We start from the raw sequence: 23,124 nt of genomic DNA, 5'->3' as shown, positions 1-23,124 counted from the left end.
GGCGCCGAGTGACTGGGCAGATCCCATCAAGCACCTTGACGGTCTGCGAGCACATTGACGGACAAGGCAGCTCGGTAGGTTGCTTGGCATGGCATCGGCTGTGCCTAACCACCGCGCCGCCGGCAGAGGATATTCTTCACACGAAACACCTGCCATCGGACAGGCGGGACCTGTCCTTGGAGGAACAACAATCCGGCGCGGGGGTTTTCGACTCCAGTGTAAGGAATTTCCTGATGGGATGGATTGAGGTCGATCATGGCGGCTGACAAGCTCTCAACCTACAAGAAGAAACGGGACTTCAAGCAGACAAAGGAACCGAGCGGCGCGGCCGCTGTCAAGCCGGCCAATCGGCTTCGCTTCATCATCCAGAAACACGACGCGACGCGCCTTCATTACGATCTTCGCCTCGAACTCGACGGCGTGTTCAAGTCCTGGGCTGTGACGAAGGGGCCGTCACTTGATCCGCATGACAAGCGGCTGGCGGTCGAGGTGGAGGATCATCCGCTCGGCTATGGGGATTTCGAGGGCACCATCCCGAAAGGCCAGTATGGCGGTGGCACGGTCATGCTGTGGGACCGGGGCTATTGGGAGCCGGAAGGAAACAAGTCGCCGGAGGAAGCCCTGAAGAAGGGCGATTTGAAATTCGTGCTGCAGGGTAAGCGCCTAAATGGCAGCTTCGTGCTCGTGCGGATGCGCAACGACCGCGACGGCGGTAAGCGCACCAATTGGCTGCTGATCAAGCATCATGACGATCATTCCGTTGAAGAGAACGGCGCTGCCATCCTGGATGAGAACATGACCTCGGTGGCTTCTGGACGAACCATGGAGCAGATCGCAAGCGGCAAGGGGCGCAAGCCCAAGCCGTTCATGATGGCGAGCGGTGAGGTCGAGGCCGACGCAGTCTGGGATAGCAAGCGAGGGCGCGCAGCCGGTAAACGCAAAGAGCGGGGTCGGGAGGATGTGGCGGCGTCGACCGGGGTTGACTTGCCCGACTTCATTGCTCCGCAACTCTGCGAAACCGTGGAGCGCCCGCCGGCCGGGAAGAACTGGCTGCATGAGATAAAGTTCGATGGATACCGCATCCAAATGCGGGTCGGTGACGGTGAGGTCATGCTGAAGACCCGCAAAGGGCTGGACTGGACGGCCAAATATCCGGAGATAGCGAGCGCTTCCTCCCAACTGCCCGACTGCATTATCGACGGCGAGATCTGCGCGCTCGACGACAATGGCGCTCCGGATTTCGCGGCGCTTCAGGCCGCCTTGTCGGAAGGCACCACCGGCAACCTGGTCTATTTCGCGTTCGACCTCCTGTTCGACGGCGGCGAGGATTTGCGGCCGAGGCCGCTTACCGATCGAAAGGCGCGTTTGCAGGAGCTGCTAGCAGATGCGACCGACAATCCTCGTCTTCGCTTCGTCGAGCATTTCGAGACGGGCGGCGATGCGGTCCTGCGTTCTGCGTGCAAGCTTTCCCTCGAGGGCATTGTCTCGAAGCATGCCGATGCGCCCTACCAGTCCGGCCGTACCGACACCTGGGCGAAATCGAAATGCCGCGCCGGGCATGAAGTGGTTATCGGCGGATACGCCAACACGAATGGCAAGTTCCGGTCGCTACTTGCCGGCGTCAATCGCGGTGAGCATTTCGTTTATGTCGGCCGCGTCGGCACAGGCTACAGCGCCAAGAAGGTCGAAACACTGCTGCCAAAGTTGAAGGCTGTGGAAACGACGAAGTCGCCGTTCACGGGGATCGGCGCGCCGAAGAACGAAAAGGAAGTCGTCTGGGTGAGACCCGAGTTGGTCGCCGAGATCGAATTCGCTGGCTGGACCGCAGACGGGCAAGTCCGCCAGGCCGCCTTCAAGGGCCTGCGGGAGGACAAGCCGGCCGATGAGGTGGAGGCGGAAAAGCCGGCATCCCCCGCGAAGACCAAAACGCCCAAGCCCGCGCCGATGGTGAACAAGGTCCCGCGCCGCAAGGGCGCGAAAGCCGAGGTCATGGGCGTGCTCATCTCCAATCCGGACAAACCGTTATGGCCGGACGCCGACGACGGCAAGGCCGTCACCAAAGAAGAGCTGGCCCGGTATCACGAAGCGGTCGGCTCTTGGCTGATCGAACATGTCAGGGGCCGGCCGTGTTCGATCATCCGCGCGCCTGACGGCATTGGCGGCGAACAGTTTTTCCAACGCCACGCCATGCCGGGTACGTCAAACCTGCTGGAGCTGGTCAAGGTGTTCGGCGACAAGAAGCCGTATTTGCAAGTCGACCGTGTAGAAGGCCTCGTCGCCGTCGCCCAGATCGGCGGCATCGAACTACATCCATGGAACTGCGAACCAGGAAAACCGGAGGTGCCGGGCCGGCTGGTTTTCGACCTCGACCCCGGTCCGGATGTGCCGTTCGCGGCTGTGGTTGCGGCCGCCCGTGAAATGCGGGACCGGCTTGATGATCTGGGACTTGTCAGCTTCTGCAAGACGACTGGCGGCAAGGGACTGCATGTGGTGACGCCGCTGGCCGTGAACGCGCGTACGCCACTTTCATGGGCGCAGGCGAAGGGCTTCGCCCGTGACGTCTGCCAGGAGATGGCCCGCGATAATCCAGACCTTTATCTCATCAAGATGACGAAAAGCCTGCGGGAAGGCCGCATCTTCCTCGACTATCTGCGCAACGACCGCATGGCGACGGCGGTGGCCCCGCTGTCGCCACGGGCGCGTCCGGGCGCCACCGTGTCGATGCCGCTAACCTGGACGCAGGTCAAATCCGATCTCGATCCGAAGCGGTTCACCGTGCGGACCGTACCGGCGCTGCTAACGAAGACGATTGCGTGGGAGGACTATTGCGACGGACAGCGCGAGCTCGAACAGGCCATCAAGCGGCTCGGCAAGCACAAGGCTGCGGCATGAGCTCTGAACGGCAGGGGCGCCAAGACTACATAGGACGCATGAAAAATCACACTGTCCCCATCGAGCACCTGACCCGCCTTCGGCGCATCCGCGGCCTGGTACGGTTGATGGACACGGCGCTCCGCATTCCCGGCACGCGCGTATCGCTGGGCGCGGACTCGGTTCTTGGCCTTATCCCAGGCGTGGGCGATTTCGCAGCGGCGGCTATCAGCCTCGTCATCGTAAACGAGGCGCGCCGTCTCGGCGTGCCGAATGACAAGCTGGTGAAGATGCTTGTCAATGTCGGCTTCGACACGGTCGCAGGAAGCGTGCCGGTCCTCGGCGATGTCTTCGATATCTATTTCAAGTCCAACCGCCGCAATCTGCAACTCGTGCTGGACCACTTGGGCCTCGACCACGCTGACCTCGATCGGTAACGCCGGTCAGCTGCGGGTTCCAAGCGTGGCGATATCGAACACCGCGGCATTGTCCTGGATTTCGCGCAAGCCCTTATAGGAGGCGTGGCGCAGATTTCCCTCGACCGTCCAGCCGCGGAACTCGATCTCGGCGATCAGCGTCGGCAGCGCGAACACGTAATTCTTGCCCTTGACCGGCACGACCGGTTTCTTCGTCTTCAGCTTGTCCAATGTCTTGCGCAGGTATTCGGCATCCTTCGCCTTGAACCCGGTCCCGACAGAACCCACCGACACCCAGCTATCGCCCCGCCGGGCGGCAAGCAGAAGGCTGCCGATCCCGCTACGCGCTGCAGCGGACTGCTCATAGCCGACGATCATGAAGCTCTCACTTTGAACGCATTTGACCTTGATCCAGTCGCCTGTTCGTCCCGACCTGTATGGCCGCTCGCGGTGCTTGGCAACAATGCCTTCCAGCCCCATCGAACATGCATTTGCCAGCAGCTCGACGCCATCACCGTGCGCTTCTTCCGACAGTTGCACCGCGCCGCTTGCGCCGTCGAGGAAATCCGTAAGCAGATGCCGGCGAACCGAAAGCTCCGTCTTCGTCAGATCGTGGCCATCAAAATAGAGAAGATCGAATGCGACAAAGACCGCCTCCGTCGAGGCGCGCTTGCCGCCGCGGCCCCCGAGCGAGCGTTGCAGCGCCCCGAAGTCCGCATGGCCCTCCTTGTTGAGGACCACGGCCTCGCCATCGAGGATGGCGGTCCCGACGTCGAGCCTCTTTGCGGCTTCCGCGATCCGTGGAAAGCGATCGGTCCAGTCGTGGTCGCCGCGCGTGATGATCCTAACACCCTTCGGTTCGATGTGGATGGCGAGGCGATACCCGTCCCATTTGATTTCGTAGAGCCATTCCGGTCCTTCCGGCGGCGTCGGCCGCAGAAGCGCCAGGCACGGCTCGATGCGGCCGGGCATCGGATCGAAGGGCAGAGTGGGCTGGTCGCGATTGCGTCGGCGGACCGGCCGCGACTGGAGCGCAGTACCGGAGTCATCGAGCAAGGGTATGGCCGATCGGCGCTTCGCTTTCATGGCGATTCATCATGCGCAAGAGAGAATACGAACATAAGTGCCTTCCGTGAAGTTTTCAGGATGAGCGCTTTCCTTTTCCGCTCGCCGCCAAACTCTGGCGAAGAGCGTCCATGATGTCGATGACGTTGCTGCCAGCCGCGCCGGTCTCTTCCTTGGCCTTGCCCTTCTTCAAGGGCCTCAGCCCCTTCTTCTTTTTCGCGATAATGTCGAGGAGAGCGTCCTGCACGGGGTCGGAAACCATGTCCGGGGACCAGGTCTTGGTGTGCTGCTTGATGAATATCTCGACAAGGGGAACAAGATCAGGGTCCGATGCATCGTCGATATCCTCGAAATAGGACTCTTCTGGCCGGACCTCGTCGCCGAAGCGTAGTGTCCAGAGCACGATACCTTCGCCGCGCGGTTCGAGCACGACTGCCCGCTCGCGCCGGCCGATGACGAGTTTCGAAATGCCGAGCACCTTGTCGGACGCCATGGCGTCGCGAATGACCGCGAAGGCCTCATGGCCGACGGGATCGTCGGGCACAAGATAGTGCGGCTTTTCGAGATAGATCCACTCGATGCTGTTGCGCGGGACGAACTTATCGATGTCAATGGTTTTGACGGTGTCGAGCGCGACGGCATCCAGTTCGTCGTCCGTGAGAAGCACAAAGTCGTTCTCGCCGCGGGGATAGCCCTTAATCTCGTCATCATCCTTCAGCGGTTTGCGCGTGACCGCGTCGACAAATTGGGAGACGACGCGATTTCCGGTCTCTTTGTTGAGCGTGTGAAACCTGACTTTTTCGCTCTCCGACGTTGCTGGCGACATCGAGACCGGGCAGGTGACGAGCGAGAGCTTCAGATAGCCTTTCCAGTATGGGAGCGGCGCCATGATCGTGCTCCTCAGCCGGCTTTACGCTGTCCGGACGTCGAGCCGCGCGATTTCGAGGCCGCGGCGCGCGACGCCGGCTTGCGCCCGGCGCCCTTGTTGGCATTGGCGGCGGGTCGCGTCAGTTGACCGCCGCCGGCCTTCAGCATCTTCGCGCTTTCGCGTAGGGCGGCCAGTAGGTCGTCCGGTTTGGAGACCTTGACCTCCTTTCGCTTCGGCAAGGCCTTGCCTTCAATTTTCTCCTTCACCAGCTCAGCGACCGCCGTCTCGTAACGATCGTCGAACGCGGCCGGGTCGAAGGTTCCTTTCTTTGTTGCGATGATGTGCTTGGCAAGATCCAGCATCTCACCTTTGATCCGCAGCTTCGGCACCTCCTCAAACGCCTTCTGTGATGAGCGGACTTCGTAGTCATACTGCATCGTGGTGGCGATCAGGCCTTTGCCGTGGGTGCGGATCAAGAGTGTGCGTATGCGACGAAACAGGACCGTGCGCGCGACCGCAGCGACCTTCGACTTCTCCATTGCATCGCGCAGCGCGGTAAAGGCGTCTGACGAAACCCGGTCGGTCGGCACGAGATAGTAGGGTTTGTCGAAATAGACGTCGTCAACGTCGGAGCAGGGAATGAAGGCTTCGATCTGCAGGGTCTTGTCGCTGTCCGGAACGGTAGCGGCCACCTCCTCCGGATCGATCATGATGTACTGGCCGTTTTCGATCTCGAAGCCCTTTGTCTGATCCTCCCGCTCGACCTCCTTGCCGGTGTCGCTATCGACGAAGACACGGTTAACGCGATTGCCGGTGCGGCGGTTGATGGTGTGAAACGCGATGCGTTCCGAGGTGCTGGCGGCCGTGTAGAGGCCGACTCCGCAACTCACCTCGCCGAATTTGATGAAGCCCTTCCACTGGGCGCGATGACCGGCCATCTTTAAAACTCCCGCCTCGAGGCAACCAAAGCGAGTCAAGCGAATCACGAGCGAATTTGTTCCGCCTCGAAAGGAATCGAAAATCAATAACCTAGGCATGCGTTGGCGCCCTTTTTAACCAGTCTCGACCATGGCGCTGATTCGCTGCATCTTTTCGGGGCGGCGTGCGTTCTTCCGAAGCCACAACTGGAAGGGAGGATGTCATGACGAAACGTGAATTCGTCGATAGCAGAACCGATAGGCGCTATATTCGGCGCCGCGGGAAACGCCAGTTCAAGGAAAGTATCGATGTGAACCGGGTCCCCGTTCGCCGATCAGCGCACAAAGGCGAAGACTGAGGCAAAACCCGGCAAGGCGGTCGCGGAGATTGGCATAGGAAGCATTGGCGCCCGGGCCGCCCTCTGTCGTAGCGACGGGTGATGCGATGGCCGACGATGTCGAGATTGATCATGAAGACAAAGGGGCCGGCGAGCGCGTGTCGGTCGCATTTCCGTTCGACCGTATGACCGTGCAGCGGTTTCGCGAGGCTTTTCCACGCGCCCGCTGGAGCGACCGGCGAAAGGCCTGGATCGTCCCCGGCACGACCGCGCGCCGGCGCATCGATCGCTGGCTGGCCAGGGAAGACGCCCGCGTCGATCCATACGCAGAGGGAAAGGGCAGGGATGCTTATGCGTTCGAGCCGATCCTCAGCCCCTATCTCAACGTCGACAAGGACGGGTTTCGCATCCGGACGCCTTTTTCACGCAAAGTGGTCGAGGAAATCCGGCAGGTTCCATTTGCCCGTTGGGATGGCGAGCATAAGGTGTGGCGGGTGCCATTCGCTTCCTATGATGATCTTGTCGATCGCTGGGGGGCTATCGAGGCGGAAGCGCAGCGAAATGAGCCTGAAGAAAAACGCAAGCGCGCCGAGGCGCGCAAGGGAACCTACGAGGAAAGACTGTCCCGCCGCCGGGCGGTCGAGCGCAAGCGCCGGCGCATCCCGCTTGCCGTCGATGATTTGCCCCCGATAGGTCGGCCGCTTGCGACGCCGCTCTACGGGATCGTCGTAGTTGGAGACATAACCGGTGAGCTGGTCGATTGCCATGAGGTTGCCGACCTTTATCCACACATCGCCGGGGATCACGTTTGGGGCCTATGGCGAACGCCTTCGCTGGAGGAGCTGGTGCAGACCTGGCCCTCGAAAAGGGCGCCGGAAGAGCGTGAGCGCCAGCGCGGCTGGTGGCTGCCCACTCTTGAGGAACTGCGCGAGGCGCGGCTGACCGCCAAGGCGCGCGAACGCAGGGCCAGACAAAAGGCTCAGGCCTGAATTCAATCCGATGGTGGTTCGATCTCGATGATGACCGACCCATGGCCGGTGGTGTGCTCCAAGCCACGAGGGCTAGGTGGGACACTCGCCTTGCTGAGCCAGGGCGCAAGCGCCGGGCTGAGGAGAAGATGGTCGATACGCAGGCCCGCATCGCGCTCACAGGCGCTGCGCCAGTATTTCCAGAAGGTGTAGATGCGTTCCTTCGGATGAATATGGCGGATGGCGTCGGTCCAGCCTTGGGCTAGGAGATCGGCATAAGGCTTTCCTGACTTCCGGCCGGAACAGCGCGTCGTCGCGCCAGCGTTCCGGTGCGTAGACGTCCAAAACCGTCGGGGTCGCGTCCTTGGTTTACAAAGGACCTTCAGTTCGTTCGATCGTTATCGCCACCGCCGCAGCCACCCGACCGCTCTCCGCCGGGCCGTCGACGTCAAGACGACGACCGGCTCCCGCTTCACAGCGGATGCCGTCGTCCTCGCTTATCGTTGTTTTGGGTATCCATTCCCGAACGACGGGAAGGTCCCCTCATGGCACGTATCAGCAGGACCGGCCCCTTCGCCGCATATCGCCGAACTCATTGTTGCCCTCGATCCTGATCGTCCATTCCACAGCCATCGTCGCCTGCTGCATCGAGGCAACCAAGAGGCCCACCAGCACTGGAAACGCCCTCAAGAAAAGTTACCGGCCTAGTCAAGAGCGCAGCCATATAAGGCGATGATCAACTTGGATCGGCGCCCATGACAAGTCCCTCGATGTCGTGCTTTTGGGTAATCGGCACGAGCTCGTCCACGACGCGGCAGACGAGGTGCTTCTTGCCGATTTCCGGCAGGGCATCGTACCAATCCCGCGTGACCATCATGTCGTGCAACTCTGCATGCCCGGCGCCCGGCCTGTCCACACCCAGCACCATGACGGGTCGTGCAATAGGGGACTGATGCTCCGTGCCTCGGTGCACCGTCAGCGCCGAGCGGCAGGAAATGTCGCCGCGCTGCGGATACTTGCGTGTCGCACGCTCTTGAAACCGGCCCCAGAGCGCCTTGGCCGGGAACATTTCGTGCTTCCATTCCCGGCCATCGTCATATTGCGTTCCCGGCGCCACTTCGAACGGCCCCATATCCTCGGTGACGTCAACGCCGGTGAGGTTGAAGGCAAGCGAGGTAATCTGGCGGTCTCGATAGGTCTCTACGGGCGAGGGGAAGTCGCGATGCCACGGCTGGTATTTCGCGCCCTGGAACGGCACGTCGAGGCCTATCTCCACGATCTGGTAGTCCGATCCAAGCACGTTGGTGCAGACATCCACCACCCATGGATGGGTGATGAGATCCACGAAGCCGCGGAAGGCCTGGGGATGGATTTCGACATACCAGCGGCGCGGTCCCCGGCTGACCGCGCCGCCGGGCCTTTGAATGGCCGACCAGAAGGCCGTCATCATGTCCTCGTGCATATCGTCGGCCCATGCCAGACTAAAAGCACCCTTCAGCCCGATGATGCCGTCTGCCGCCAGCTGGGCCATCTGCGCAGCAATATCGTAGTCGGGTGCTGGCTTCGTTTTCATCCGGTTCTCCTCCCAATTTTCAACAAGGCTACTGCGACTAATAAATATTAGTCAATGGCCGATTTTTATTAGTTGGTGTAGAGAGGGCAAAACGGGGGCGACATGAGCGGTGGAAAAACGAAGACGCGCGTAACCATGATGGATGTGGCCAAGGCGGCCGGCTGTTCGCAGGCGACGGTCTCGGTGGTTCTCAACAATGTCACGGACATCAAGATATCGCCTGAGCTTCGGGCGCGCGTGCTGGATGTCGCGCATAGGCTCAGCTACGGGCTTGCAAGCCCCATCCGTCGCGCGGGCCTTGAGGATCTTCGCGGCGGCTGTATTGGCTTCATCGTCGATCAGCTCGCGACGACCCCGGAAGCCGTCAACGCCATCGAGGGCGCGCGGCACGCTTCCTGGGAGAACGATGTTACAATTCTCGTGGCGCAGACGCAGGGACGGGCCACGCACGAGCGCAAAGCGGTGGCCAGCCTTCTGCAGGCCGGTGCGCAGGGGATCGTCTACATGTCCGTTTTCACCCGCCGCATATCGCTCGACCCGGTCTTCGAGGACCTTCCCGTTCCGCTCGTGCTTCTCAACTGCTATACCAGTGATAACCGTTTTCCCGCAGTGGTTCCTGATGAGGTGACCGGCGGGCGCATGGCGACGGCGACCCTTATCAGGAAGGGGCATACACGCATCGCAACGATCGTCGGCGAGAGCTTCATGGAGGCGGCGCAGGATCGCCTCGCGGGCTATCGTGAGGCGCTGGCGGAGGCGGGGCTGCCCTATGATGACGGCCTGGTGGCTGAAGGAAACTGGACACCGACATCCGGTTTCGAGGCTACCCAAAAACTCCTGTCGCTTCGAGAGCCGCCTACGGCGATCTTCTGCCAGAACGACAAGATGGCGATGGGCTGCCTAATGGCAATTGGCGAAGCAGGTCTGCGCGTTCCGCGGGACATCTCTGTCGTCGGCTACGATGACGACGAACTGTCGCGCCATCTGCGACCGCAACTGACTACCCTGGAGCTTCCGCACCGGCCGATGGGCGCCTGGGCGATTGAGCACCTTGCAAAGAAGCCGCGCTCAACGCATCACAGCCTAAAAAAGCTTGGCTGCACGTTGGTCGTCCGGGGCTCGGTCAGTCGTAAATCGGCCTGACAAGATCAAGGCGATGGGTAATTATTTCAGCGGACGAAAATCTTGGAAACTCCAAGAGCGCGCGTGTTGCTCACCCGCGTAAGATAGAAATGGCCAAGAGAAATTCATCGCCCCCGAAACCTTACCAGCTATCCCACTCCGGGCCATCGGCGCGCGTCGCCGGTCTTGACGCCTGATCCGGCGGCGCGTGACGTCACGACGTGGCTCTTGTCTACTGCGGTAATCGGAAATGGTCGTCGATGAGACGGCGGTGGCGAGTGTCCTTGTGCCAGCCGATTGCCTTTCGGTAGCTGCCGAAAAGCTGCCTTTCATGCACGCCTTCGACGGTCAGGCCGTGGACGGCCTCAGCATCCGGTTCAACATACAGCGCATCGACGGGGCAGTAGAGTTCGCACATGAAGCAGGTCTGACATGCATCCTGACGCTTGATGAGCGGCGGTCCTTCGCGCTGTGCTTGGAACACGTTGGTGGGGCAGACCTGGACGCAAAGATTGCAGTCGGTGCATGTGTTGGTGTCTAGAACTTCAATCATTATTCTGCTGCTTGCTTGTATACGCCGGGATCGACCACTTCCTGCCGGACGGCGATGTGGTCGAGGCCGCTGAGGATGAGCCTGTGGTCTTGGGCGGGGTTTTGCGTCGGATAATCCTCCCGTCTGTGCATACCGCGCGTTTCGGTACGAGAAAGCGCCGCGCGATACATGAAACGCGCCGTTGCCAGCATGGCCTGCGCCTCCCGCAGCTTGAGGGAATGATCCTCGTTGAGAGCGGTTGCCCGTCCGACGTTTTCCCAAAGCGCGTCCAGCCGCTTCAGAGATGCCGAAAGAGCCGAATGCGTGCGGAAGTAATTGATGTCGAGGGGGAATACCTCGTTCTGGACAGCCTTGATGATCTCTGCCGGGTCGATGCCCTTCGTGTCAGAGAGCGCGATGCATGCCGGGCCGAAATCGGTAGCGCTTACCCGCTGCAATGAATAGGACGCGGCAGCCGCGCCAGCAAAGGCACCTGTGGCGATCGCCCAGGCCGCGTTGTGGCTGCCACCGCCGGTGAACCCGCCGCAGATCGGCTCGCGGGTGGCGTTGTCGCCAGCGGCGTAAAGCCCAGGAACAGTCGTTGAACAGTCGAGGCCGGTCAGCCTCAATCCACCTGTACCACGGACCGTACCTTCAAGCCTCAGCTTGACTTCGAAGAAATCGGTAAAGGGATTTATGCCGCGCCTATCGAACGGAACGAAGAAGTTCGGCTGCGCGCGCCTGAGGATCGCCTTGACCTCGTCAGTCCCGGCAAGGTCCAGCCGCGCAAACACCGGCTCCGAAAGCAAGGTGCGGGCGATGATCGAGCGCCCACGGGCCGAACCCGCTCCATCGATCAGGCTGTGGTCCTTCCGGTAGAACTGCGCAAAGCGGTAAAGCGCCGTCTTGGTGATCGAGGCGAAGGCGGGCGAAATCGCGTAGGCGGAGGAAAATTCCATGCCCGAGAGTTCGGCGCCAACCTCCGCGCCCATCAGATAGCCGTCTCCGGTCAAGACGTCGCAGCCGAGTGCCTTGCTCATGAAGGCACAGCCGCCAGCGGCAAGAACGACGGCGCCGGCGTTCACCACCCAATGACCGCCGGCCTGGCGCCGCAGGCCGCTTGCGCCGACGACGCGTCCTTCCAGTATCAGCAGTTGCGTCGCCGGATGATGATCGAGAATGGTGATCCCGGCATTCCTTACCCGGCGCCGCATCAGCCGCATGTATTCCGGCCCCTGGACCGAGATACGCTGCTCTTCGCCGTCGTCGTTACGGGGGAAGGGGTAGCCCCAGTCCGCCAACCGATTAACACTCTCGAACGTCTTGTCGAGGACGGGCACCATCCAGGAACGTTCGGACAGATAACCGCCCATCGCCTCGCGGCTGGCCATGGCTGCCTCCCGTTCCGCCGGGTCCGGCGGCACATACCAGATCTGGGTGCCGGCCGAAGCCGTGGCACCGGAGCTGCCGCAATATCCCTTGTCGACCAGCACGACCTTAGCGTTGCTGGATGCAGCTTCGATGGCGGCCCAGCACCCGGCGGGTCCACTGCCAATCACGAGCACGTCGCAACCGATTTCGACGGCGGCGACGCTTGCCTCACCTGACTGTTGCAATGGCACACTCATGACAGGGATCCTTTCGACGAAGAAATATCGTTGCGATTTAAATCTATGCAATGCATAGATTTTTGAGTCGTTTTTGCCGGAGCCCGCCCATGCCTCTCGCCAGCCTCGCCATGTATGTCAGTCCGCCGCCCATCGAGGAGGCGACGCGGCTTTTCTGGAAAGCATTGGGGGACCGATTGCGTGGGTATGGCCTTGATGCGCCCGGGGCGCTTGACGAGACCGTCGCCTACAACGAGGCGTGGTTCCGTCCGGACCTGCTGTTCGGCCAGACCTGCGGATATCCCTATGTCCAGCACCTTCGCGGGAGGGTTCAACTGGTGGCGACGCCCGTTTACGACTTGCCTGGCTGCGACGGCCCGCACAAATGCAGTTTCATCATCGTCAATGCCCGGTCGTCGGCCAGCTCGCTCGGCGATCTGCGCGGGATGCGTGCGGCGATCAATGAACCGGGCAGCAATTCCGGCTACAACCTGTTTCGAGCTGCGGTGGCGCCACATGCGGTCGACGGCCGCTTTTTCTCGTCGGTCATCGAGACGGGCGGGCACCGAGCAAGCATCGATGCCGTAGCGAGTGGCGCGGCCGACGTCGCGGCAATCGACTGCGTTACGTTCGGCAACACACTGCGCTTCGATCCCGATCGCGTGGCCGCGGTCCGTGTTCTTGCGGAGACGACGAAGGGACCCGGACTGCCCTTCATCACATCCGCCTTGACCTCGGCCAAAGACCTCATGATCCTGCGGCGTACACTGGCGGAGACGATCGGCGATCCTGAACTCGGCGGCGTCTGTGACACGCTCTCGCTCAAAGGCATCAGCCTCCTGGGCGATTCCGACTACGAGGCACTGGCCGAGCTTGATCGGGACGCTGCACGCCATGGTTACCCTGCTATCGTCTGAGGGATGACGGCCGGCCTCACGTTCCGACGTCCCAATCATCATGATCTCGGGCGTTGGAGACGCCGATAGCCGGGCGGACGCCATCAGTGTCGGTGCAGACGACTATGTGATGAAACCGTTCAGCGTGAAGGAACTGCGTGCCCGCGTCCATCGCCTGCACGAGGCGCGGATAGGCCGCAACGCTTTGCGGCAGAGCGTTGCTTTCAAGATCGGCAATATCGATTGCGACATCGGACGCCTGTCCATGGATTTCGGCGGCGCCAGTCGGCCGCTGACCGCACTCGAAGGACGGATACTGCAGGTCCTTCACGACAGTGTTGGTGAAGATTGCCCGAAGTCTTGCATTGCAAGGCAGGCGCTCTTTCGCGAGTACGATCCGCGCGACAAGACCATCGACGTCTACATCAACCGGTTGCGCGGCAAGCTTGCGGAACTGGATGCCGCCAGCGGCGCTGCCATTAAGACGATCCGCGGCGTGGGCTATCGCCTGAGCGATATCCAACAGCAGGGATAATGGAAAAGCCTTATGCTTCAGTGTGAAAACCGTGATGTGATTTCCGCGAAAGCGGTCGGTGCCAAAGGATATCCACCGGATGAGTCGGCTCGCCTCAAGCGTCTGAGAGAATTGTCCATCGTCTCAACCGGCCCGGATCCGGTGCTGGATGCGCTCGTCCATGCCGCCTGCCTTGCGGCCGATACGCCGATCGGTCTCATCACATTGCTTGACGGCGAACGCCAATGGTTCAAGTCGAAGCGGGGCAGGGGACAGGTCCCGCAGAGCGGACGCTTTCTGCGACTACACAATCCGGTCGTCGAGGCCCTTCGTCGTGCCGGATGCCGCTCGCGATGTCCGCTTTGCCGAAAACCCTTTCGTCACCGGAAGCAACAGGATCCGTTTCTATGCCGGCGTGCCGCTGGAGATCGAGCCAGGGCTTCGGCTCGGCTCGCTCTGCGGTCTCGATCAGGTGCCGCGACGCCTGGGGGCGGACGTGCGCGGTTTGCTGGATCGGCTGGCGCGTTGCGCAGTGGAGCGTCTCCTGCAATCCGAAGACCGGTATCTGTTGTCCCGGATCGACCCGGGCCGGCTCGATCGTGCGAAAGCCGACAAGGCGGCGCTGGCCATCGCGGAAGAGGCGCTCGCACAGGGTCTCTTCGTGCTCCATTACCAGCCGAAGATTGCGCTCGATACTGGACGGCGCGTCGGCTTTGAGGCACTTCTAAGGCTCAAGAAACCCGATGGATCGGTTCTCGGCCCCGCGACCTTTGCCGCGGCTCTGCACGACCCAATACTCTCAAGGCGCATCGGCAGCCATGTGCTGAAGAGCGCCGTCGCACAAGCCCAGGCGTGGGAGACGGCCGGAGTCGATTTCGGGCACATCGCGGTCAACGTTTCGTCGTCGCAGTTTATCGCGTTTCCGGGCAGCCCCTGCCTTGTCGATGAAATCCTGGCCGCGACCCGGTCGGCAGGACTGTCGCCTCGGCATATCCAGATCGAGGTCACGGAGGGTGTCATGCTGTCGGAACAGGGCGGCGACATCGGCGTGCAGCTTGAGGCGCTGCGTGCAGCCGGCTTTATCGTCGCGTTTGACGATTTCGGCACTGGCTTTGCTTCCCTCGTGCATCTGAAGGAGTTTGCCTATGACCAAATTAAAATCGACGGTTCGTTCGTGCGTGCGATGACCGCCGCGAACGCCGATTATGCCATTGTGAAGGCCATCATAGATATGGCAATGGCGCTGGGAAGGAAGGTCGTCGCCGAAGGCGTTGAAACGGTGACAGAATTCCACGCACTACGAGAACTCGGCTGTCACTATGGCCAGGGATTCTTTTTCGGCCGACCCGTCGGCGCCTCTGATGTACGGTTTTTTCCCGCCTAATGGACGGGACCGCGGGCTACCTCCCACGCATTTGTCGCGCCATGCAGTAGTTGCTTTGTGTGTAGCCGTCGGAAAACCTACGGTCTTAGCACAGCCGCTCAAATGTCCGCTTGGCCGTGTGCTGCTGCTTCACCAGTCCTCCCACGCGTCTGTCTGAATGTCATTGATGAAGACGGCAACGCTCGACGGCTTACCCGCCGTCTTCGTCCTTGTGTAGCCCGGCGGCAGCGAGAACCGACATTCGCTCGGTTTTACTCAGCAATGCCCGTCAGCGCGGCTTTGATGTGGTATTGTCACCGCCCGCCCGCTCTGCCGAGGCATAACGATGACCGACCACCTGCTCACTCAAAGTCTGTCGATGATCGTGGTCTCGGCCGTTGCCGTGGCGTTCTTCGCCGCACTGCGAATGCCTGCCGCCATGGGCTACCTCCTGGCGGGTCTTGCGATGGTCCCTATGGTCTGAACCTCGTGGCACTCGGTGACGATACGCTCTTCCTCGCCGAACTCGGCCTGATCTTCCTGATGTTCATGGTCGGGCTGGAGTTCTCGCTGACCACCCTGCTGGCAGCGCGCACCGACGTCCTCTTGGCAGGCAGCCTGCAGGTGGGAGGGACCCTGGCAACGATTGCCGCCGTGCTCTGGTGGCTCGGGCTTGATCCCCGCATCGCCATTCTGCTTGGTGGTGCTGTGGCGATGTCATCGACGGCCGTTGCCATGAAGCAGCTCGCCGAGCAAGGCGAGATTTCGAGTCAGCATGGACGCTTTGCCCTTGGCATCCTGTTATTCCAGGATATAGCGACGATCCCCCTGCTTGTCGCCATAGACAGTTGGTCGAGGCGAACATCTGTTGATCCGTTCGATCTCGTGGGGCGTCTCGGGCTAGCGGCGATCGCACTCATCGCAGTTTCCATCGTCGCCCGCCCGCTCGTCCGCACTGTCCTTGCCGGTGCTTCCAAGTCCCGCTCGAACGACTTGTTTCTCCTAGCGGCGCTTTTCGTTGCGCTCGGGGCCGCCTATCTCGCTCATCTTGCTGGGCTGGCTTTGCCGATTGGCGCCTTCATAGCTGGTATGGTGATTGGCGGGAGCGATTTTCAACACCGAGTCGAGGACGATTTGCGCCCGTTCCGTGATGTGCTTGTCGGTCTGTTCTTTGTCACCGTGGGCATGCAGATAGATCTCCGGCTGATCGTGGTGTTTCCTGACGCCATCCTCGCTTGGTGTGCGGTCTTTCTGTTCGGCAAAGCGCTCACTACCTTCGTTGTTGGGCTCATGCTGCGCAGGTCCCCAGCGATCGCCCTCCGCGTCGCAGTCATCCTTGCCCACGGCGGAGAATTCGGCCTGCTATTGTTGGCCCTGGCCATGAACAGCGGCCTGCTGCCATCCGAGATCGGTCAACCGGTCCTAATTGCCCTTGCGCTCACGATGGGTCTAGCCCCACTGCTGATTCAGCGCAGCGCGTTTATCGAGCATCTCGTGGGTAATCGGCGCTCCCGCGTGGCCGCAACCGAGACTGCGCTTCGCACAACATGCGAGGCGCTCGATCGACATGTTGTGCTGTGTGGATGCGGACGTGTCGGCCGCCTCGTTGCGACCGCGTTTGAGGAGGCGAAGATACCGCACATCGCCGTTGAGTCCGATCTCGCGAGGTTCAAAGAAGCCCAACGACACGGCCACACTATCGTGCACGGCGATGCCGCGCATCGCCGGATTTTGTCCGCCGCGGGCCTCGCAAGGGCCAGGTTGGTCGTCATAACTTTTGACAGGCACGCCGCCGTCGAACGAATCCTGAAGTTTGCGAGCGAGCAGCAAGTGGCAATTCCCTGTGTTGTCAGTACGGCTGATGACTACGATATCAAGACTCTTGTCAAAGCCGGCGCGAAAGTCGTCTTTCCTGAAAATCTTGCGGCCGGTTTAGCGCTCGCCGACCAATCGCTTCTGCTGTGTGGCCTCACGCAGGAAGAGGCAGGGCGGATCATTACCACGCTTCGCGCTGAGCTGAATCCGGAGCTGCGGGAACGGGTCGGAATCTGATCGTGCTGTTAGTGCGAGGCGGACGGATCGACATTCAAGATTGCTAATCGCTGATTCAGGGGCTGCCGTGTTGAGCACGGAACCTCGTGATGGCGTTGAAATGATATGAGTTGAACAAGGTGCACACGGATGCGTTGGCCGGCAAACTGACATTTGTTTGTGAACGGACGTTTATGGGTTCTGCTTTGGGTGCGCCCTGGCGAGACCTGCCGGAGCGATATAGCAAATGGAAAACGGTCAATCGTCGGTTAAGCCGCAGGTGTCATGCGCAGGGTGACGAGTCGCCTGTTGCCTTCGCACCGCTCGACGCTAGTTACCTGTGATCAACGGAGGGCAAAAATGGACACAAGCGTTATGTCGAAGGCCAAAACAGGTGTCGAGGGGCTGGACGACATCCTTTCGGGCGGTTTGTCACGTCGCCACGTATTCCTTCTCGAGGGGGCGCCGGGCACGGGGAAGACCACGATCGCCATGCAGTTCGTTCAGCAGGGCGCCGCCCTCGGAGAGAAATGTCTCTATATCACGTTGTCCGAGACCGAGGATGAGCTACGCGACAGTGCCCTGTCGCACGGGATGGAAATCCATAGAAATATCGAAATATTCGAGCTCGTTCCGCCTGAGAGCCTGTTGAACGCCGAACAACAGCAGAGCTTGCTCTACTCGTCGGATCTGGAACTCGGCGAGACCACCAAAATGATATTTGAGGTTTTCGAAAGGGTTCAGCCGAACCGCGTTGTGCTCGACAGCCTGTCGGAAATCAGGCTGCTTGCCCAAAGCTCCCTTCGCTATCGCCGGCAAATTCTGGCTTTGAAGCACTTCTTTTCGTCTACAGGCGCCACGGTCTTGCTTCTCGACGACATGACCTCCGACAGTCTCGACAAGACGGTTCACAGCGTAGTGCACGGGGTTATTCACCTTGAACAACTGGCGCCGAGCTATGGTTCGGAAAGACGCCGCCTGAGGATTACCAAGTACCGCGGTCAGGCATTCCGCGGTGGTTATCACGACTTCATCATCAAGACTGGAGGTGTTTCCGTCTTTCCGCGATTGCGAGCGATCGAGCACCGCACGGAGTTCGAGCGCTCTACGTTAAAGAGCGGGATCGCTGAACTTGACGCGTTGCTGGGTGGCGGCATCGAGCGGGGATCGAGCACGCTGTTGATCGGTCCTGCGGGCATGGGTAAAAGTCTCTTTGCGCTTCAATTCGTCGAAGCGGCCGTCAAGCGTGGCGAAAAGGCCGCCCTCTTCATCTTCGATGAAGAACTGGGGCTGCTGTTCCGGCGCATGAAAGACCTTGGCTTTGACTTGGAAGACTACCAGCGGGACGGCTCGATTCACATCGAGCAGTTGGATGCAGCTGAGGTTTCACCTGGCGAGTTCGCCCAGCGTGTGCGCGAGCACGTTACCAGATTTGACGCAAAGACGGTCGTCATAGACAGCATCAACGGCTATCAGGCCTCCATGCCGGAGGAAAGCGCGCTCGTCCTCCACATCCACGAGCTGCTGCAGTATCTGAACCGCCAGGGCGCAAACACCTTCGTAACGGTGGCGCAGCATGGTCTGGTCGGTGACATGAAGTCGCCGGTAGACGTGACCTATCTCGCCGACACCGTCGTTCTGCTGCGCTACTTCGAGGCGGTCGGCAAGGTCAGGAGGGCGATCTCCGTCGTGAAAAAGCGGACCGGCAAACACGAGGACACGATAAGGGAGTTTACGATCGGCCAGGGCGGCCTTTCGCTTGGAGATCCCCTTTCGGATTTCCAGGGCGTGTTACGCGGCGTCCCGACCTTTGTCGGTGAAAACCAACCGCTGCTGAAGTCAAGTGAGGGCGAGGACGATTCCAAATAGAGACGCCATTGCTCTGATCCATGCCCCTTTGGGAAGGGACGCGCAGATCGCGGCCGCGCTTTTGTCGGAAGCCGGCATTCGGCCGAAAATCGGCAAGGACGTTGCCGCTTTCGTCTCGGCTCTGGATGAGGACATTGCTTTTGCTGTCGTGACGGAGGAGGCCTTGCGCTCGGCCGACCTTCGCCCACTTTCGGCGTGGATCAAATCGCAACCGAGCTGGTCCGACCTTCCCTTCATCATCTTGACCCATCGAGGAGGTGGGCCTGAGCGTAACCCTTCCGCTAGCCGCCTGTTGGAGGTGCTGGGGAACGTCAGCTTTGTAGAACGACCATTTCATGCCACGACGTTCATCAGCGTTGCGAGGTCGGCGCTGCGGGGCCGCCGACGCCAGTACGAAGCTCGACTCCGGATCGAGGCGCTGGACGAGGGGGAACGGCGGCTAAAGACGGCGCTTGAGGCAGGCCATCTGGGTGCGTGGGAACTTGACCTCACCACCTATGCTTTGATCACATCGATCACCTGTCGGGGGGTGTTTGGCAGAAGCGCTGGCGGGGCGTTTACCTATGGCGACCTCCTTGCCGCTACTCATCCTGACGATGTGGAGAGGATGAAAACGGCGATGCAGGCCACCATCGAGAGCGGGGCCGACTATGCAATCGAATATCGTACCGTCTGGCCCGACAGGTCCATTCATTGGGCGGAAATGCGCGCGCAGCTTTATCGCGACCGGAGTGGGAACGCGGTCAAGTTGGTTGGCGTCTCTTCTGATATAACCGCCAGGGTATCGTCCGAAGAGCAGCAAAAGCGATTGAACGAAATCCTTGAAGAGCGTGTCGCCGAGCGGACGGCTGAACTGCACAAGGCTCACGGAACCGTCATGGCGGAAGTGGCCCAGCGCGAGCGTGCCGAGGCGCAGCTTCGGCAGGCCCAGAAGATGGAAGCTATCGGTCAGCTGACAGGTGGAGTCGCTCACGATTTCAACAATCTTTTGATGGCGGTGCTAGGAAACCTGGAGCTCCTGCGCAAACACACTGGTGGTGACGCGAAAGCCGAGCGTTTGATCGATGGTGCGCTTCAGGGCGCAAAGCGCGGTGCGTCGCTAACACAGCGGCTTTTGGCATTCGCGCGCCGGCAGGACCTCAGTGTAGATCCAGTAGATCTGGGCGAGTTGGTGAGGGAGATGACGGATCTCCTTAATCGATCAGTCGGCACGGGCATTGTGATCGAAATTCGCATTCCCGATAGAATGGATCCGGTACTTGCTGACTCCAACCAGTTGGAGCTCGCCCTTCTCAACCTCGTGGTGAATGCCCGAGATGCTATGCCGAACGGCGGGACGATCTGCATATCGCTTCAGGTGGAGAATGTGGCGAAGCCGGAGGGCGAACTCGCGGCGGGTCGGTACGGCGTGCTCTCCGTTGCCGACGAGGGCCACGGCATGGATGACAACACGCTGCAAAAGGCGATAGAGCCGTTCTTCTCGACCAAGGAACTTGGCAAGGGGACGGGTTTGGGCTTGTCGATGATTCATGGCCTCGCCCTTCAGTTGCAAGGAGCGCTGCGGCTCACTAGCACGCCAGGGAAAGGCACCAGAGCCGAGCTCTGGATTCCGGTTTCGGACGAAAGCCCAGTTGGGTCAAAGGACACGGAGGTTTCGGAACCGGACCAAAGGGTAAAACCGCTACGCGTTCTTCTGGTGGACGATGATTTCCTGATCGCCATGAGTTCGGTCGACATGCTCGTCGATCTGGGCCACGAGGTCGTCGAGGCGCATTCTGGAAAGGAGGCACTCGCTCATCTTAAGGACGATGGCCGCTTCGACCTGCTCATCACGGATTATTCTATGCCGGAAATGACGGGGGGAGACCTCGCAAATGCCGCGCGGGACCTATTTCCGGATCTTCCGATTCTCATTGCATCGGGATATGCCGAGCTGCCACCCGGCATCGATTTCGACGTGGCGAGGCTCGCAAAGCCCTACAGTCAGCAACAACTCGCCGTGGAGATCGAGAGTGTCCTCAGGGGTCTAAGTTAGACCAACGCGATAGGTTATGAATGGCTTTGGCACGGTGCCGATCGTCACGTCCTCTTGTTAGACGCCACCCCAGCTTGGGTGGCGCGCCATTGCTTCTAGTTGATCAAGCTCAAGCGACTGCGGGCGGTTTGACAAGGAACGGATGCCGGCCGTGGCGGACACCCTCACGCGCCATCGCTTCTTCAAATAGCTCCGCCTCGTCACTGACGCCGCCACGAAACTCATCCATCAGAAAGCCCGCAAAGGGATCGGCAAGCGAAGCAGCGAAGCAGCCAAACAGCTACTGAGTGCTCTGTGTTTTGCTGCAGGACCTTACCCAGCGCCGAAGCAAGGGGCCGCTGGCGGCGGCGTTTAGAACTGCCTTATTGATCCGGTCGTACCTCATTGTCATCGCTGTTACCCCGCGCGCATCCATCGCGCTGACAAGGTTGAGCCTGCGCGGACCGGCCTTCCTGCTCCAGGCCACGCCGCGCGCGATCCTGAAGGCGACGCCCCTGACCGCCCGAGACTTGGAGCTCAGATTGCGAAGGTCCAACGTCCATTCGGGCGCAAAGCCGAGTCCGACCATCCGAGCACCGCGCGCGACGAATCGCCAATATCACACGCTCGCTGGTCAAGGTGGGCGGGCGAGGGGCACATTTGCACGCTGAATCGGAGCCGCCCGATCTTGCCAGCATCTGGCCCCCGTTGTGCACGGCATGCTCTTCAACGGCCATGCTGGTTACTCTCGGTGTTTCACCTTCACAGCGCAGCGGAGTGCGTGCCTGGGCCTCGCGCTACAAGGGTCAAACCAACGCTTGGGCGTCCGAGAACTTGGACGGGTGGTTGGGCAAGGACTGGCAGCGATTGAGGATCTACACAGGTTTCTGGCCGGCCGCGAACAAACAGGCATTGTCAAAGGCAGTACGATTGCCGGAAACTTGAAATCCGAAAGCAGAACACCGGAATTCCGCTCAATATGTCAAAGTTACTTTCAATTGAGCCTTCAGAGGCGCACAATGTGATCATCGCTGGACTTTAAGAAGGGCTCCGGCGGCTGGAAGATCAAAAAGCGCTTTCGCCCCAACTGGAGGAGATTGCGCCATGTTCGTTCCGCAACAATCCGGATACATACTTCCTGAAGATTTCACTGTAATTGCCACGGTCTATGAGAAGATCGTGAGTGCTCGCGCGATAAACCGCCAAAGCGACGAGGGAGAGTGGCTGGCCCGATACACCCTTGAATTGTTCATGAGCGGCACGCATGATGCGCAGGAACTCGAAACGCGTTTGGAGGAGTTCAGCCTCCCCACGAGCGGCGACGGGAACTCCCGCGTAGTAGATTTGTTGCCTGATTTGTCAGCATGGGCGCGGAGCCTGACTGCCTCGCCGAGTGAGGCGACTGCCCTGGCTGAACAAACGCTCGATTACGCGATCGAACATGTAGAAGAATTTATTGCGACCTCGGATGTCAGACGATGGTTGGTGCGTCTGATGGTGGAGCTCCGCCTGGGGCGTCGACCGCGGTAGAGATCGATTGAGCTGGTAAACGTATCGTTTCGCTCGCCGACCCTCTTAAATGACGGATGACGCAGGTTGCGGTCATGGGGCCATGCTTCGGCGACAACTATAGGTAGCAGAAATGGCGCGCCCCTTCGTTTCAGCACAACTGGCGGGCGGATCGCCGGCATGATGTCGAGAGGCTCGCGAAGCTGCACGGATTCCTTGTTCCATCCGGCACCGTACAAGTTCCGCGCCCTTCTTCGCCGCCAGCAGCAGTCGGTCAATTGCGCCAGTTACCTCCGATCACAAAGGTGTCGCGAGGCACGCATTTAATCTTCTGACGCTCCGGCCAGCGCCCCGATCGATAGGGCGGGTCCCCCTGGTTGGCTTGATCCCTTCGTGCCCGTGTTCGCACGCGACGCGGAAGAACTCGGCGCCGTAAGCGTGCATTTCCTCGCAGAAGCGGATCGCGCCAGTCCTGCCAGAGACGATCGGTTATGAGCAGTTGCTGTTGTTCGGCAAGTGGCATCATCGTACCCCTCCGGTGAGGGCCGCCTTGCTGAGTTAGGCTGAAGGCTGCAAGTCCTAGTGCAAACACTAGGGGTAGTCCTATGACGAAGCATCAGATTGAGGTCATTACGTCGGTCGAGCGGCGTC

General features: G+C 60.5%; 18 protein-coding genes and 2 pseudogenes. 13 read left to right on the top strand and 7 right to left on the bottom strand.

Annotated features, from left to right (window positions below; translation table 11 throughout):
• Positions 1 to 255: 255 nt before the first annotated feature.
• Positions 256 to 2,892: a DNA ligase D gene (ligD, locus tag IB263_RS31425; protein ID WP_113553759.1), complete on the top strand. Its 2,637-nt coding sequence runs from the start codon at positions 256 to 258 to the stop codon at positions 2,890 to 2,892.
• Between the two features lie 38 nt (positions 2,893 to 2,930).
• The gene (locus IB263_RS31420) at positions 2,931 to 3,308 is read left to right on the top strand and encodes a DUF4112 domain-containing protein (RefSeq protein ID WP_060520494.1); all 378 of its coding nucleotides are present in this window, start codon (positions 2,931 to 2,933) and stop codon (positions 3,306 to 3,308) included.
• Positions 3,309 to 3,314: 6 nt separating this feature from the next.
• Here IB263_RS31420 and ligD (IB263_RS31415) read toward each other — a convergent pair whose 3' ends face one another.
• From ligD (IB263_RS31415) to IB263_RS31405, 3 genes are read right to left on the bottom strand one after another with little or no spacing between them, the layout of a single operon-like run.
• Positions 3,315 to 4,373, bottom strand: coding sequence for a non-homologous end-joining DNA ligase (gene ligD, locus IB263_RS31415; RefSeq protein ID WP_192439465.1), 1,059 nt, complete (start codon positions 4,371 to 4,373; stop codon positions 3,315 to 3,317).
• A 55-nt stretch (positions 4,374 to 4,428) separates the two neighbouring features.
• The gene (locus tag IB263_RS31410; RefSeq protein ID WP_192439464.1) at positions 4,429 to 5,241 is read right to left on the bottom strand and encodes a Ku protein; all 813 of its coding nucleotides are present in this window, start codon (positions 5,239 to 5,241) and stop codon (positions 4,429 to 4,431) included.
• 11 nt (positions 5,242 to 5,252) lie between these two features.
• Positions 5,253 to 6,158, bottom strand: coding sequence for a Ku protein (locus IB263_RS31405; protein ID WP_192439463.1), 906 nt, complete (start codon positions 6,156 to 6,158; stop codon positions 5,253 to 5,255).
• Between the two features lie 424 nt (positions 6,159 to 6,582).
• Between IB263_RS31405 and IB263_RS31400 the strand changes: the two genes are divergently transcribed.
• Entirely contained in the window at positions 6,583 to 7,464 is an 882-nt protein-coding gene (locus IB263_RS31400) for a hypothetical protein (RefSeq protein WP_089045310.1), read from the top strand.
• A 2-nt stretch (positions 7,465 to 7,466) separates the two neighbouring features.
• Here IB263_RS31400 and IB263_RS34365 read toward each other — a convergent pair.
• A pseudogene (locus tag IB263_RS34365) lies at positions 7,467 to 7,797 on the bottom strand (exodeoxyribonuclease III); the annotation flags it as partial.
• Between the two features lie 382 nt (positions 7,798 to 8,179).
• Positions 8,180 to 9,016, bottom strand: a complete 837-nt coding sequence (locus IB263_RS31395) for a phytanoyl-CoA dioxygenase family protein (protein ID WP_112976266.1) — start codon at positions 9,014 to 9,016, stop codon at positions 8,180 to 8,182.
• A gap of 138 nt (positions 9,017 to 9,154) precedes the next feature.
• Between IB263_RS31395 and IB263_RS31390 the strand changes: the two genes are divergently transcribed.
• The gene (locus IB263_RS31390) at positions 9,155 to 10,159 is read left to right on the top strand and encodes a LacI family DNA-binding transcriptional regulator (protein ID WP_246811140.1); all 1,005 of its coding nucleotides are present in this window, start codon (positions 9,155 to 9,157) and stop codon (positions 10,157 to 10,159) included.
• Between the two features lie 211 nt (positions 10,160 to 10,370).
• On the opposite strand, the gene IB263_RS31385 is transcribed toward IB263_RS31390, so the two are convergent.
• Together IB263_RS31385 and IB263_RS31380 are read right to left on the bottom strand one after the other, a co-directional pair.
• Positions 10,371 to 10,691, bottom strand: a complete 321-nt coding sequence (locus IB263_RS31385) for a ferredoxin family protein (RefSeq protein WP_034799884.1) — start codon at positions 10,689 to 10,691, stop codon at positions 10,371 to 10,373.
• Entirely contained in the window at positions 10,691 to 12,298 is a 1,608-nt protein-coding gene (locus tag IB263_RS31380; protein WP_192439462.1) for an FAD-dependent oxidoreductase, read from the bottom strand. Before IB263_RS31380 ends, IB263_RS31385 begins: the two co-directional genes overlap by 1 nt.
• Before the next feature lie 89 nt (positions 12,299 to 12,387).
• Here IB263_RS31380 and IB263_RS31375 point away from each other — a divergent pair, with 89 nt between their 5' ends.
• The 9 genes and pseudogenes from IB263_RS31375 (at position 12,388) to IB263_RS31345 (ending at position 22,494) form a co-directional block, all read left to right on the top strand.
• The gene (locus tag IB263_RS31375) at positions 12,388 to 13,194 is read left to right on the top strand and encodes a phosphate/phosphite/phosphonate ABC transporter substrate-binding protein (protein WP_060520485.1); all 807 of its coding nucleotides are present in this window, start codon (positions 12,388 to 12,390) and stop codon (positions 13,192 to 13,194) included.
• A 34-nt stretch (positions 13,195 to 13,228) separates the two neighbouring features.
• Entirely contained in the window at positions 13,229 to 13,708 is a 480-nt protein-coding gene (locus IB263_RS34835) for a winged helix-turn-helix domain-containing protein (RefSeq protein WP_276556065.1), read from the top strand.
• 313 nt (positions 13,709 to 14,021) lie between these two features.
• Positions 14,022 to 15,071, top strand: a complete 1,050-nt coding sequence (locus IB263_RS31365; RefSeq protein ID WP_192439461.1) for an EAL domain-containing protein — start codon at positions 14,022 to 14,024, stop codon at positions 15,069 to 15,071.
• A 325-nt stretch (positions 15,072 to 15,396) separates the two neighbouring features.
• Complete coding sequence (locus IB263_RS34360; protein ID WP_246811142.1) at positions 15,397 to 15,534, top strand: hypothetical protein; 138 nt, start codon at positions 15,397 to 15,399, stop codon at positions 15,532 to 15,534.
• Positions 15,535 to 15,539: 5 nt separating this feature from the next.
• Positions 15,540 to 17,102, top strand: coding sequence for a cation:proton antiporter (locus tag IB263_RS31360; protein WP_371814285.1), 1,563 nt, complete (start codon positions 15,540 to 15,542; stop codon positions 17,100 to 17,102).
• Positions 17,103 to 17,264: 162 nt separating this feature from the next.
• Positions 17,265 to 17,359: pseudogene (locus IB263_RS34355) on the top strand (transposase); the annotation flags it as partial.
• A gap of 82 nt (positions 17,360 to 17,441) precedes the next feature.
• Complete coding sequence (locus IB263_RS31355) at positions 17,442 to 18,950, top strand: ATPase domain-containing protein (RefSeq protein ID WP_060528833.1); 1,509 nt, start codon at positions 17,442 to 17,444, stop codon at positions 18,948 to 18,950.
• Complete coding sequence (locus tag IB263_RS31350) at positions 18,925 to 20,985, top strand: ATP-binding protein (protein ID WP_348646956.1); 2,061 nt, start codon at positions 18,925 to 18,927, stop codon at positions 20,983 to 20,985. The genes IB263_RS31355 and IB263_RS31350 overlap by 26 nt, the downstream gene beginning before the upstream one ends.
• Before the next feature lie 1,083 nt (positions 20,986 to 22,068).
• Positions 22,069 to 22,494: a hypothetical protein gene (locus tag IB263_RS31345; protein WP_162728800.1), complete on the top strand. Its 426-nt coding sequence runs from the start codon at positions 22,069 to 22,071 to the stop codon at positions 22,492 to 22,494.
• The last annotated feature ends 630 nt before the right edge of the window (positions 22,495 to 23,124 follow it).

It is taken from the genome of Ensifer sp. ENS03, from assembly GCF_014852035.1.
Taxonomy (GTDB): Bacteria; Pseudomonadota; Alphaproteobacteria; order Rhizobiales; family Rhizobiaceae; genus Ensifer; species Ensifer adhaerens.
Note: the sequence above shows the minus strand (reverse complement) of the source record. Positions and strands in the feature narration are given on the sequence as shown.